Annotated in this window: 10 protein-coding genes; 5 read left to right on the forward strand and 5 right to left on the reverse strand. The window is 73.0% G+C overall.

Features of this window, described 5'->3' with window-relative positions; translation table 11 throughout:
- Positions 1-77 precede the first annotated feature (77 nt).
- Positions 78-773, reverse strand: a complete 696-nt coding sequence (locus ACQPXD_RS52865) for a DUF6597 domain-containing transcriptional factor (protein WP_432832238.1) — start codon at positions 771-773, stop codon at positions 78-80.
- Positions 760-1,611 (reverse strand): DUF3027 domain-containing protein, encoded by an 852-nt coding sequence (locus ACQPXD_RS52870; RefSeq protein WP_432832240.1) that lies wholly within the window; start codon positions 1,609-1,611, stop codon positions 760-762. The genes ACQPXD_RS52865 and ACQPXD_RS52870 overlap by 14 nt, the downstream gene beginning before the upstream one ends.
- Positions 1,612-1,683: 72 nt before the next feature.
- Between ACQPXD_RS52870 and ACQPXD_RS52875 the strand changes: the two genes are divergently transcribed.
- From ACQPXD_RS52875 to ACQPXD_RS52885, 3 genes are all read left to right on the forward strand, one after another.
- On the forward strand, positions 1,684-3,462 hold the full coding sequence (locus tag ACQPXD_RS52875; RefSeq protein WP_432832242.1) for an MFS transporter: 1,779 nt from the start codon (positions 1,684-1,686) through the stop codon (positions 3,460-3,462).
- A complete protein-coding gene (locus ACQPXD_RS52880) occupies positions 3,459-4,151 on the forward strand; it encodes a futalosine hydrolase (protein ID WP_432832244.1) in 693 nt (230 codons plus the stop codon). The genes ACQPXD_RS52875 and ACQPXD_RS52880 overlap by 4 nt, the downstream gene beginning before the upstream one ends.
- 951 nt (positions 4,152-5,102) lie before the next feature.
- A complete protein-coding gene (locus ACQPXD_RS52885; protein ID WP_432832246.1) occupies positions 5,103-5,975 on the forward strand; it encodes a 1,4-dihydroxy-6-naphthoate synthase in 873 nt (290 codons plus the stop codon).
- Between the two features lie 843 nt (positions 5,976-6,818).
- Here ACQPXD_RS52885 and ACQPXD_RS52890 read toward each other — a convergent pair.
- Both ACQPXD_RS52890 and ACQPXD_RS52895 read right to left on the reverse strand, forming a co-directional pair.
- Positions 6,819-7,217: a cold-shock protein gene (locus tag ACQPXD_RS52890; protein WP_432832248.1), complete on the reverse strand. Its 399-nt coding sequence runs from the start codon at positions 7,215-7,217 to the stop codon at positions 6,819-6,821.
- Positions 7,218-7,286: 69 nt separating this feature from the next.
- Positions 7,287-7,886, reverse strand: coding sequence for an HAD family hydrolase (locus tag ACQPXD_RS52895; protein WP_432844288.1), 600 nt, complete (start codon positions 7,884-7,886; stop codon positions 7,287-7,289).
- Between the two features lie 174 nt (positions 7,887-8,060).
- Between ACQPXD_RS52895 and ACQPXD_RS52900 the strand changes: the two genes are divergently transcribed.
- Both ACQPXD_RS52900 and ACQPXD_RS52905 read left to right on the forward strand, forming a co-directional pair.
- Positions 8,061-9,713, forward strand: a complete 1,653-nt coding sequence (locus ACQPXD_RS52900) for a glycosyl hydrolase family 18 protein (RefSeq protein WP_432832250.1) — start codon at positions 8,061-8,063, stop codon at positions 9,711-9,713.
- A gap of 77 nt (positions 9,714-9,790) precedes the next feature.
- Positions 9,791-12,163, forward strand: a complete 2,373-nt coding sequence (locus tag ACQPXD_RS52905) for a helicase-associated domain-containing protein (RefSeq protein WP_432832252.1) — start codon at positions 9,791-9,793, stop codon at positions 12,161-12,163.
- A gap of 2 nt (positions 12,164-12,165) precedes the next feature.
- On the opposite strand, the gene ACQPXD_RS52910 is transcribed toward ACQPXD_RS52905, so the two are convergent.
- Positions 12,166-12,375, reverse strand: a complete 210-nt coding sequence (locus ACQPXD_RS52910; protein WP_432832254.1) for a hypothetical protein — start codon at positions 12,373-12,375, stop codon at positions 12,166-12,168.
- Between the last annotated feature and the right edge of the window lie 41 nt (positions 12,376-12,416).

The raw sequence follows: 12,416 nt of genomic DNA on the forward strand, positions 1-12,416 counted from the left end.
TGAGGCAGGCCCCGGCCCGGTGTCTCGCGGGAGGAACGGTCTGCCAGTGACGCGGCCCGAGCCAGCCGAACCGTGAGTCACGGTCTGAGCAGGACCCCCATCGGCACCCCGGCCAGCGCCTTGACCTCGCGGGACAGGTGGGCCTGGTCGGCGTAACCGGCGGTGGCGGCGGCCGCGGCGAAGGGCGTGCCGGCGCGGGCCAGGTCGAGGGCGGCGGTGAGGCGCAGGATGCGGGACAGGGTCTTGAGGCCATAGCCGTATAGGGACAGGCCGCGGCGGTGCAGCTGGCGCTCGCTCAGGCCGACCTCCGCGGCGATCGACGCGACCGTGCGCCCGGCCCGCAGCCGGGACAGGACGTGCGGGGCCAGCGGATCCGGGTCGTGCTCGACCGCCAGCAGGGCCGACTCCAGGACGGCCGCCCGGTCTGGCGCGTTGTCGAGCGCCTCGGTCAGGCGCCGGACCCGGTGCACAGGCCAAAGATCCCGCAGTGGTACCCGTTGATCCCGCAACTCGCTGGCCGGCACTCCGAGGACGGCCGGCGCCGCGCCGGGGGCGAACCTGATCGCCGTGTAGCGCCTGCCGGCAGGGCTCCACGACAGATGCGCGGTCGTATCCGGCCCGGCGACGAACAACTCGCCGTCCTGGTGGATGACGTCCATGCAGCCATCGGGAAGGATACGGCTTTCGCCCTCCCGCTGGACGCCCCGCTGCCAAACGACCGCGCCCGGTATACGCGACGGTCGCTCCCGGTAATCGGGCTCAGCCGTGCCCATACGGCTCGGCCGGCTCGTCACCGTCGACGGAGCCGTTGGCGCGGCTGACGGCGACCGCCTCGACCTCGCTGTCGTCGAAGACCGTCGGCAGCTCGTCGACGGCCTGGACCTGCTCGACAAGCACCTCCGAGTGCGCGCCGCAGCCGTGGTCGACCGAGACGACCTGAGCGTCGTCCGGCGCATACTCGTTGCCGCACACGCCGAAGGCCTGCCGCAGCGAGCCGGCGAGCGGCAGGTAGAAGCCGCAGGAGCCGCAGCGGGCGGCGGAGGGAGCGGCGACCGAGATGGGGGCGTTGGGGCCGCGCTCGCCGTCATACCACCGCTGGGCGGCGTCCTCGCGCCCCTCGCGGGACAGCACCCGGGTGCGGCCCAGGCCGAGCTCCCAGTTGACCTCCTCGACCGCGGGGTCGTCGGACTGCACGTAGCCGGGCGCCAGGCGCGAATCGTCGGGCGCGGTCGGCAGCAGGTCGCCGACGCCCAGGTCACCGGGCTGGAGGCGCTCCTGCCAGGGCACCCACTCGGGCGCGCGCAGCGCGTCGGGGCCGGGCAGCAGCGTCGACTCGCAGATCGTGACCTGCTTGCTGCGCGAGATGCGGGTGACGGTGACGGCCCAGCGCCAGCCGCGGTAGCCCGGCAGGCCGCACTCGAAGAAGTGCGTGACGAGTCTCTCACCCTCGGCGACCACCCCGAGGTGCTCGCCGATGTGATCGGGGTCGACGACGTCGAGACCCTGCAGCGCGACCTCGACGGCGTCCGCGAGGACCTGGTCGGGCTTGGCGGCGCGGCCGCTTCCGCGCGCTGGTGCAGTCGAGGCAGTCACGCTCCTATTCTTCCTCATCGGCACGCGTACGGAGCACGGCGGCCCCGGCGCGCCCCCGAAACTGTCGTACCCATGGTTCAGGATGGTGTCATGTCCGTGATTCGAGGAGTGGCGCAGACCGTGGTCACCACCGTGCGCGCGGCACGGGTCGCCACGGTCGGGACGACCCGGGCGGGCCGGTTCCTCGGGCGCAACCTGCTGCGCGTGCGCCAGCGCGGGGCGGGCGGCGAGTCGGGCATGCTGCGCCTGCTCGACCTGCACGCGGCGTCCTGCGCGGGCGACACGCTGGTGGCGCTGGGCCTGGCCGGCACGATCTTCTTTTCGGTGCCGGCCGGTGAGGCCCGGGGCCGGGTGGCGCTCTACCTGATCGTGACGATGCTGCCGTTCGCGCTGCTGGCGCCGGTGGTCGGCCCGGTCCTCGACCGGTTCCGGCATGGCCGGCGCTATGCGCTCGCGGTCACCATGCTGGGCCGCGGCTTCCTCGCCTTCCTGATCTCGGATCATCTGAGCGGCTGGGCGCTGTATCCGGCGGCCTTCGGCATGCTGGTGCTGTCCCGGGCGTATGGGGTGGCCCGCAGCGCCGCCGTGCCCCGCGTGCTCCCGCCCGGCCTGGGGCTGTCCGAGGCGGGGGCCCGGGCGTCGGTGTTCGGCACGTTCGCGGGCGCCATCGCGCTGCCGTTCGGCCTGCTGGCCGGGCACTTCGGGGCGCAGTGGCCGCTGCGGCTGTCGATCCTCGTGTTCGTCTACGGCATGATCACCGCGCTGCGGCTGCCGCCGCGGGCCGACTCCGACCCGCCGGAGACGATGCCGCGCCTCCTGCAGCCGCTCGGCCGGCGCGGTTCCGCGGTGCTCAGCGGCAAAGTGGTCATCGCCGCGCTGATCGGCAGCGCGACGCTGCGCTGGCTCTACGGGTTCCTCACGCTGTTCCTCGCGTTCGCGATCAAGGAGGGCACGCTGCCGGTGCGGATCGCCGCCTGGCAGGTGTCCCAGCAGGCCGCGGTCGTCGTCGGGGTCGGCGCGCTGGGCGTCGGCTCGTTCCTGGCCACGGCGATCGGCACACGGCTGCGCATCCACCGGCCCGTCACGCTGCAGGCGATCGGCATCGTGCTCACCGCGTTCGTGGCGATCATCGCCGCCGACCGCAACTCGCTCGGCGCCGTCGCGCTGCTCTGCCTCGTCACCGCCGTCGCCAGCGGGCTGGCGAAGCTCGCGGTCGACGCCTCCATCCAGGAGCGCATCGACGAGCAGGTCCGGGCGAGCGCGTTCGCGCACTCCGAGACGCTGCTCATGGTCGCCTGGGTGTTCGGCGGTGCGGTCGGGCTCATCCCGTTCGGCGGGGCGTGGGGGCTGCTGGTGGTGGCCGGGTTCGCGACGCTCGGCGCGATCCGGGCGCTGTGGTCGGCGGTGGCGCTGCGCAAGGAGCGGCTCCGCGGCGCGCCGCCCGATGCCGGCGACCCCGACGCGACCGCCGCCGCGCCGGCCGCTCCCGCCGCCGCGCCGGCCGCGCCTGGGTCCACCGCAACCCCGCCGCCCGCTGCCTCGCCCCCGCCCTCGGCCCCGCCGCCGCGCGGCGCCGCAACGGGCACCGGCGGGCAGGCGCAGCCGACGGCGCGGATGCCCGCCGCCGAAGCGACCACCGTGCCCCGACCGGCCAAGCCGGCCGACGACGGGCCGCGCAAGCGGTTCGGCTGGGGGCGCACGAGACGGCTGTCCGACGAGCGCCCGGCGCCGCCGCCCGCCGCCCCGACCAAGCAGATGCCCGCGGTCGACGTCGAGAAGGGCGGGACGACTCCGCTCGCCCCACCTGGGTACACGTTGTATCGGCCGTCCGGGATCGACCCGACGGCGCGGCTGGAGGACGACAAGTGAGACCGTTCCTGGGCTACGGACGGGCGTTGATCATCACCGCCGTCGAGGCCGAGCGCAGCACCGTCCTGGCCGGGCTCGGCCTCGGCGACCAGCCGCCCGACGCCCTCGAGGCCGGCGCGCCGATCGTCGTCGCCGCGTGCGGCGTCGGCCCGGCGGCGGCCGGGGCCGTCACCGCGCAACACCTGACCACCGCCGTCCAGCTGGGTGCCCCGTTCGACGTGGTGATCAGCGCCGGGATCGCGGGCGGCTTCGCCGGCCGGGTCGAGATCGGCGGGCTGGTCGTGGCCACCGAGTCGGTCGCCGCCGACCTCGGCGCCGAGGGCCCCGAGGGCTTCCAGAGCGTCGACGATCTGGGGTTCGGCGCGGCCCGGCACGACGCCGATCCCGCCCTGCTGCGGACTCTGCGCATAGCCCTGCCCGAGGCGGTCGGCGGCCCGGTCCTCACGGCCTCGACCGTGACCGGCACCGCCCGCGCCAAAGAGCTGGTCCAGAAGCGCCACCCGGACGCCGTGGCCGAGGCGATGGAGGGCTTCGGCGTCGCCACCGCGGCCCGCCTGTGGCCGGCCACCGCCTTCGGCGAGATCCGCACCATCTCCAACGCCGTCGGCCCGCGCGACCGCGCCGCCTGGCGCATCCCCCAGGCCCTCACAACCCTCCGCGAGGCCTTCGCAACCCTCGGCGGCCGCTGACCCACGCCACGCCGCCCCGCCCAACGCCCACCGCCCACCGCGGCCGCCGTCCCGCCCGCACCCGCCCTCGACGGCCACGTTCTGCGCGCCCTCACAGCCCGCGCGGGCCGAGTCGCCGCGAGGTCACGGGCGGGGCGGGTCCGGCCAGGACCAGACCTGCGGGCCCGGGGTCGGGTTCGACGCACGCGAGCCCGGGCTCGGGCTCGGGCTCGGGCCGGGACAAATCGCGGGCCCAGACACGGGCGCGGACCGAGACACGGGTGCGGGCCCAGACGCGAGCACAGGCACGGACGGGGGCACGGGCACGGGCCCAGTCGCGAGCGCAGGCCCAGGCCCAGGCCCTGGCACGGACGCGGGCACAGGCGCGGGCACGGGCACAGGCACAGGCGCGGGCACAGGCACGGGCACAGGCACGGGCACGGGCGCGGGCGCGGGCGCGGGCACGGGCCCACACGCGGGCACAGGCGCGGGCACGGGCACGCGGCGGATCGCGGCGCGGGCATCGCGCGCCCAGCCGGGGACTGGGACACCTTGCTCCAGCCACCCACTGACACCTATGCAGCCCCCGCCCCCCGGCTCAGCCCCCGCGCCGCCAGCCTTCCGCCGCGTTAGTCGTGGCCGTGCGGCCAGGCGGCAGCTGGTTGCGGCCCTTTCGAGCAAGGCGGTAGCGCGGGGGCGCGCGGCCCGGTGGTCGCGTGTCTCTGGCTGCGGTTTTTCGTCGGCTAGGCGGGCGCTTGCGGGGGGCGGGCTACCCGGCGCGAACCGAAGTCTCCGTGGTCATGATCGATGCGCTAGGCGCGCCGCGCTTTTTCATGATCGTGGAGTGAATGTGTCGTTCTGGGTACCAGAAGCATCCAAGATCGTGGCAAACGGCGGTAGTGGGCTGGTCGCGTGCATGATCACGGAGAGGTTTGTTCGGGGGTGGGGCGGGAGAGTCGTGAGGGTCACAGCATGGGTTCCGGCACTCCGGGTGCGGGGTCGGCGGTGAGGGCTAGATTCGGGTTTGTGACGCTTTCGCTCGCCTTCTCGCCGTGTCCGAACGATACGTTCGTCTTTCACGCGCTCACGCATGGGCTGGTGGCCGGGGCGCCCGGGTTTGATGTGACGTTCGCCGACGTCGACGTCACCAACACCGCGGCGTTGAACGGGGAATTCGACCTCGTCAAGGTCAGTTACGCGGCGCTGCCGTGGTTGCTCGACAAGTACACGTTGCTGCCGTGCGGCGGGGCGCTCGGGCGCGGTTGCGGGCCGCTCGTGCTGGTCAAGGACCAAAGTATCTCGTCGCTGGGCGGGCGGAGCGTGGCGGTGCCGGGGGACCGGACCACGGCGTACCTGCTGATGCGCCTCTGGTCGGCCGGGGACCCGCCGGCCAGCGTCGAGATCGTGCCGTTCGCCGAGATCATGCCGGCGGTGGCGGCCGGGCGGTTCGACGCGGGGCTGGTGATCCACGAGGCGCGGTTCACGTTCCAGCGCTACGGGCTGCACGCGCTCGCCGACCTGGGCGAGTGGTGGGAGAACGACACCGGGCTGCCGATCCCGCTGGGCGCGATCATCGCGCACCGGGACCGGGTGGATGCCGAGCAGGCCACGGCCTGGATCAAGGAGTCGGTGCGGCTGGCGTGGGAGAACCCGCGGGCCAGCCGGGACTTCGTGCTCGATCACGCCCAGGAGATGGAGCAGCCGGTCGTCGATCAGCACATCGCGTTGTACGTCAACGAGTTCACCGCCTCGCTCGGGCCCGACGGGCACGCGGCGGTCGATGCGCTGCTCAACCGGGCCGCCGCCGAGGGCCTCGTGCCCACGACCCCGCTGGTCCGCGCCTAAGCCCTGGGCCAAAGCATCTAAAATCGTGAAATGTCGGATAAGTCCGGACGCGGAGCGTCTGGACTTATCCGTTACGGCCAGGCCAGCGCCAGGCCAGCGCCAGCGGTCATCGGCGCCGACCCATAGGCGGCGCGGCGGACCGGTGCGGATGTCGCACCCGCTGGGTGCAACCGCCGACCCGAGCGGCCGGGGCGGATGAAAGTCTCCGTGATCATGCGCAACCCAACGACCACACCACGGGTTTGCCATGATCCCGGAACCTTTCGGTACACAGGGGTACATCACCACTCCACGATCATGAAAAACCGTTGGTGTCGCTGCCCGGTGCGCATGATCACGGAGACTTCCGGTCGCTGCGCCGTGCCCCGCGGCGCGCAGCACCCGACGGGCAGGACGTGATCGCCGGCCGCGCCCGCCCCCCCAGCGCAGGCCGGGCACCACGTGGCGACATGCGCAGGGCCGAGGGGCGCGACCTGGTACGCCGCCGGGCGGGCATCACGGCCAGCCTGGGCTAGGGCCGCTCAACCCGGCGCCACGCCCACGACAGCCGGGGCCGGGCAACACACGGCGTAGGGCCCGTCCGTGCCACGCTCGCCGCCCCCAAACACGGCACGGGCGCGGGCCGGGAGCCGCCCTCAACGCGGCCGAAGCCGGGATGCGGGCGGCGCGCCGGCGCGGGCCGAAGCCAGGAGGCGGAACCGGGAACGACGGCGGCGGGATGCGGGCAGCGCGCCGGCGCGGGCCGAAGCCAGGAGGCGGGGCCGCGCGCGACGGCGGGATGCGGGCAGCGCGGAGCAGGGCCCGTCCGTGATCGGCGCGGGCCCCACCCGGGCAAGCGAGGGGTCAGACCTCGAGTTCGCGTGCCACCAGGTGCACGGCCTCGGCCACCGTGCGAGAGGTCTTGCGGTCCGGGAAGCGGCCGCGCTGCAGGTCTGGCTGGATCTTCGCCTCCAGCACCTTGATCATGTCCTCGATCAGGCCGTGCAGTTCCTCCGGCGGCCGGCGGCTCGCCACCGCCCGGGCCTCCGTCACCGACGGCGGCGCGTCGAGCAGCTTCACCTGCAAAGCCTGGCTGCCCTTGCGGCTCTCGACCACTCCGAACTCGACCCGCTGACCGGTCTTCAGCTCACCCACGCCGGACGGCAGAGCCGCCTTGTGCACGAAGACGTCTCCCCCGTCGTCGCTGGTGAGGAACCCGAAACCCTTCTCCTGGTCGTACCACTTCACTCGACCCGTCGGCACGCTGCCCTGCTCCCCAGTGTCGGACCCGTCCCTAGGCGCGCGGAAGCGCCCCGGGATTGCACACCAAGGCTAGTCATCCGTTCCGGCCCGGCCAACCGAGATCATGCGTTGGAGAAACGCCGGAAACGGGCGCAGATCCGCAAACACCTCCGCCGCGCCCGCGGTGCGCAGTTCCTCGGCCGAGCAAGGGCCCGAGGTGATTCCGACCGCCGGAACGCCGGCCAGGACGCCGGCCTGCATGTCGGCCACGTGGTCGCCGACGTACAGCGAGGCGCCGATCTCGCGCAGGATCTCGGCTTTCCCGCTGTGGAAGACGTCGCCGTAGACCTTGTCGACCGAAATACCCAAATGCGCTAGGTGCAATTCGGCCAGACGGCCTAACTTCGAGGTGATGACGACGGCCCGGGCCGGCACCTGACGTACAAAATCCAAGGCTTCTTTGGCTCCTGGCAGGGTCACCGAGGGCGTAATGGCGTAATCGGGATAGAGCGATCGATAGATGCCGACCGCCTCCTCGACCCGGTCGGACGGGAACCATTCGGACATCTCCTGGCGCAGTGGCGGACCCAGCCGGCTGACCGCGAGATCGGCGTCCACATACACGCCGGTGCGCACGGTGAGGGCCCGCCACGTCGCGGCGATTCCCTGCCGGGTGTCCAGAAGTGTCATGTCAAGGTCAAAGCCAATGACAACCGGTTGTTGAGACACCTTTAAGGATGCCCAGGTCACAGTAGGTATGCCATCGAGAAACAGGCTCGTCTCCTATTGACGTAGTGAGACGTCGGCCACTACCGTCACGGAGACTTTTAGGAAAGTTTCCTAAGAGAACATCCAGGAGACGCGATGAAACGATCCGTCCGCAACGGCCTCATCGTCGCCGCCGCACTGGCGGCGGCCGGGGCCGTCGTCCCTATCGTCGCCACCACCGCCAGCGCCGCCGGCAGTCTCAGCGCCACCTTCACGGTCGACCAGGACTGGGGTACGGGCTGGGGCGCCACCTACAAGATCACCAACGGCACCGCGAACACGGTCAACGGCTGGACGCTCGAGTTCGACCTGCCCGCGGGTGGCCAGATCACGACCTTCTGGGACGCCGACGTGACCCACACGGGTCAGCACTACGTCGCGAAGAACAAGTCCTGGGCCCCCACGCTCGCCGCCGGCGCCAGCTTCAGCTGGGGCATGAACGGCTCGGGCGCGAAGCCCCCGACCAACTGCACGATCAACGGCGTGAGCTGCAGCGGCGGCACGCCGACCACGGCGCCGCCGACCACCACCAAGCCGCCGACCAGCAACCCCCCGACGTCGAACCCGCCGACCTCGAAGCCACCGACGTCCAACCCGCCCACGTCCAACCCGCCGACCTCGAACCCGCCCTCGGGCAGCAAGAAGGTCGTCGCGTACTTCACCGAGTGGGGCGTCTACGGCCGCAACTACCAGGTGAAGAACATCGAGACGAGCGGCTCGGCGGCGAAGCTGACCCACATCCTGTACGCGTTCGGCAACACCTCGAACGGCCAGTGCTCGATCGGTGACAGCTACGCGGACTACGACAAGGCGTACACCGCGGACCAGGCGGTCGACGGCGTCGCGGACACCTGGGACCAGCCGCTGCGGGGCAATTTCAACCAGCTGAAGAAGCTCAAGGCGATGCACCCGGGCCTCAAGGTCATCTGGTCGTTCGGCGGCTGGACGTGGTCGGCCGGCTTCACCCAGGCCGCGCAGAACCCGGCCGCGTTCGCGAACTCCTGCTACAACCTGGTCAACGACCCGCGCTGGGCGGGCGTGTTCGACGGCATCGACATCGACTGGGAGTACCCGAACGCCTGTGGCCTGCAGTGCGACAGCAGCGGCCCGAACGCGTTCAAGAGCGTCGTCTCGGCGCTGCGTGCCAAGTTCGGCTCGAGCGCACTGGTGACGGCGGCGATCACGGCCGACGGCTCCAACGGCGGCAAGATCGACCTCGCCGACTACGCGGGTGCGGTGCCGAACCTCGACTGGATCGACCCGATGACGTACGACTACTTCGGCGCCTTCAACCCGCAGGGCCCGACCGCCCCGCACTCGCCGCTGACCTGCTACTCGGGCATCCCGACGGCCGGTTTCTGCGCCGACGCGGCCATCCAGAAGCTCAAGGGCAAGGGCATCCCGTCCAACAAGATCCTGCTGGGCATCGGCTTCTACGGCCGCGGCTGGACCGGCGTCACGCAGGACGCGCCGGGCGGCACCGCGACCGGCGCGGCGCCGGGCACCTACGAGGCCGGCATCGAGGACTACAAGGTCCTCAAGACCTCCTGCCCGGCTACCAGCACGGTCGGCGGCACGGCGTACGCCCGCTGCGGCAGCAACTGGTGGAGCTACGACACGCCGTCCACGATCGGCGGCAAGATGTCGTACGCCAAGACGCAGGGCCTCGGCGGCGCGTTCGTCTGGGAGCTCTCCGGCGACACGACCGGCGGCGAGCTCATCAGCGCGGTGAGCAACGGCCTGAAGTAACACGCGGTAAGCAATCGAGGGCGGGCCCACGGGCCCGCCCTCTTTTGTCAGACGGGCCGGTTAGCGTATGAGGCGAGATGACAACGACTTCGCTGGCCGACCATCTGCGCGCCCTGCCCGACGAGGAGCTGATGGCGCTCATCCGGATGCGCCCGGACCTGGTCATCCCGCCGCCGGCGGACTTCTCGGCGCTCGCGCACCGGGCGCAGTCGCGGGTCGCCGTCGCCCGGGCCCTCGACGCGCTCGACCAGTTCACGCTGGAGATCCTCGACGCGTTGCGGTACACGAGAGTCGGTCACACATCGTCGATCGAGGCGGTGCTGGCGCTGACCGCGCAGTCCGGGGTGGAGGCGGCCCGGGTGCGCGCCGCGGTCGACCTGCTGCGCTCCTATGCGGTGGTGTTCGGGCCGGACCAGGCGCTGCGGATCGTGGGGGCGGTCGAGGAGGTCTGCTCGCCGTATCCGGCCGGCCTCGGGCGCCCCGCCGAGGAGCTCGACCCGATGGCGGGCGCGCTGGCCGCCGACGCCGCCGGGCTGCGCCGCACGCTGCTGGCCGCGCCGCCGGCCGCCCGCGCGGTGCTCGACCGGCTCGCCGCCGGCCCGCCCGTCGGCACGGTCGCCGCAACCAGCCTGCAGCCGGAGTCCGACTCGCCGATCCGCTGGCTGGTCGAGCGCCATCTGCTGGTCGCCGTCGGGCGCGACGCCGTCGAGCTGCCGGTCGAGGTGTCGCTCGTGCTGCGCCGCGACGCGGGGCCGCTGGGCCAGCTGCACCCGGACCCGCCACCGATGGAGACTCCGCAGCGCGAGCCCGCCCGGCTCGACCGCGCGGGCGCGGGGCAGGTCCTGGAGCTGGTCCGCAACGCCGAGGCGCTGGTCGAGACGATAGGTCAGGATCCGCCATCGGTACTTCGCTCAGGCGGCCTCGGCATCCGCGAGTTGCGCCGCTACGCCAAGACGGTCGGCGTGGAGGAGCAGCAGGCGGCCCTGCTGGCCGAGGTGGTCACCGCGGCCGGGCTGATCGGCGAGGAGATCATCGACAACAAGCGGGTCGAGAGCGTCTTTCTGCCCACGGTGGCGTATGACGCCTGGCGCGCCGGCGGCATCGCGGCCCGCTGGCACCGGCTGGCGGTCGCCTGGCTCACCATGACCCGCGCGCCGGCCCTGGTCGGGCAGCGCGACGACCGCGACCGCCCGATCAACGCGCTCGCGCCGGAGCTGTCCCGGCCCGGCGCGCCGGCCCAGCGCCGCGCCGCCCTGCAGGTGCTGGCCGACCTCGCGCCGGGCCAGACCGCGGCGCCCTCGGCCGTCGTCGACACGCTCGCCTGGCGCGGGCCGCGGCGCATCTCCCGGGGAGTGTCGGCGGGCGTGGAGGCGAGCCTGGCCGAGGCCGCGTTCCTGGGCCTGACCGGCTTCGACGGGCTGACCAGCTACGGCCGGCTGCTGCTCGCGGAGCTGCTCTCCGACGGCCTCGACCCGGACGATCCGCTCGGCATCGCCGCCCCGGAGGGTTATGCGCTGACCGGCTCGGCGGCGCTGCTCGACACGCTGCTGCCCAGCCCGGTCGACCACGTGCTGCTGCAGGCCGACCTGTCCGTGATCGTGCCCGGCCCGCCGGAGCCCACCCTCGCCGGGGAGCTGGAGCTGCTGGGCCTGCAGGAGTCGGCCAGCGTTTATCGGATCACCGCGGATACGGTGCGGCGAAGCCTTGACGCCGGCTACTCCGCCGCCGACCTGCACGCCCTGCTGGCGCGGCGGTCGCGCACGCCGGTGCCGCAGACGCTGACGTACCTCATCGACGACGTCGCCCGCCGGCACGGCGGGATGCGAATCGGCTCGGCCAACTCCTATGTGCGCAGCGACGACGAGTCCGTGATCGCCGAGGTGCTCGCCGACCGGCGGCTGCAGCCGCTGGCCCTGCGCCGCCTGGCGCCGACCGTGCTGGCCAGCCGCCACACCCCGGCCCGCCTGCTGGAGGCGCTGCGCGCGGCGGGCTATCCGCCGGTGCAGGAGGACGCGACCGGCGCCGCGGTGCTGACCCGGCCGAAGGCGCGGCGGGGCGCGCCCCGGCCGACCTGGGCGTCCCGCGGGGTGGAGGACCCGGCCGCCGCCGCGCGGCTGTCGCCGCCCCGCCTGGCCGGGATCATCGAGCAGATCCGCCGCGGCGACACGGCCGCCCGGGTGGCCCGCCGCGCGCCGGTGACCGTGCGGGCCAACGGGGCGGCGGCCGGCGCCTCGCACACCGAGGCGCTCGAGGTGCTGCAGCAGGCGTTGCGGGACAAGACCCGGGTCTGGGTGGGGTACATCGACGCGCACGGCGCCACCGCGTCGCGGCTGGTCCGGCCGGTGTCGATGGGCTCGGGCTACCTGCGCGCCGAGGACGAGCGCACTGAGATGCTGCACACGTTCGCGCTGCACCGGATCACCGGAGCGGTGCCGGAGGGTGAGGACTGACGCTACTCGTGCTCGCGCGTCGTGCCGATCACGGACACGATCAGCAGCACGACCGCGAGCGTGCCGGCGGTCTCGCCGATCGCGTCGGCGAGCGGGCTGTGTAGGACCTGCCACGAGATGAAGAACCAGGCCAGGGCGGCGGCGCTGACCGTAGCGATGCCGAGCTTGGCCAGCGGGGAGAAGCCCTCGCGCAAGGTCGCCCTCGGACGCATGGCTCGATCGTATGCGCCCGGCCCCGGACCGCGACTCAGGT

This window comes from Dactylosporangium sp. CA-092794 (genome assembly GCF_050948465.1).
Taxonomy (GTDB): Bacteria; Actinomycetota; Actinomycetes; order Mycobacteriales; family Micromonosporaceae; genus Dactylosporangium.

Excerpts from the sequence above, each read along its gene's own strand:
- ACQPXD_RS52885 (WP_432832246.1), top strand. The coding sequence starts at position 5,103 with ATGGGTTCCGGCACTCCGGGTGCGGGGTCGGCGGTGAGGGCTAGATTC.
- ACQPXD_RS52905 (WP_432832252.1), top strand. The coding sequence starts at position 9,791 with ATGACAACGACTTCGCTGGCCGACCATCTGCGCGCCCTGCCCGACGAG.
- ACQPXD_RS52865 (WP_432832238.1), bottom strand. The coding sequence starts at position 773 with ATGGGCACGGCTGAGCCCGATTACCGGGAGCGACCGTCGCGTATACCG.
- ACQPXD_RS52870 (WP_432832240.1), bottom strand. The coding sequence starts at position 1,611 with ATGAGGAAGAATAGGAGCGTGACTGCCTCGACTGCACCAGCGCGCGGA.
- ACQPXD_RS52910 (WP_432832254.1), bottom strand. The coding sequence starts at position 12,375 with ATGCGTCCGAGGGCGACCTTGCGCGAGGGCTTCTCCCCGCTGGCCAAG.
- ACQPXD_RS52895 (WP_432844288.1), bottom strand. The coding sequence starts at position 7,886 with ATGACACTTCTGGACACCCGGCAGGGAATCGCCGCGACGTGGCGGGCC.
- ACQPXD_RS52900 (WP_432832250.1), top strand. The coding sequence starts at position 8,061 with ATGAAACGATCCGTCCGCAACGGCCTCATCGTCGCCGCCGCACTGGCG.
- ACQPXD_RS52875 (WP_432832242.1), top strand. The coding sequence starts at position 1,684 with ATGTCCGTGATTCGAGGAGTGGCGCAGACCGTGGTCACCACCGTGCGC.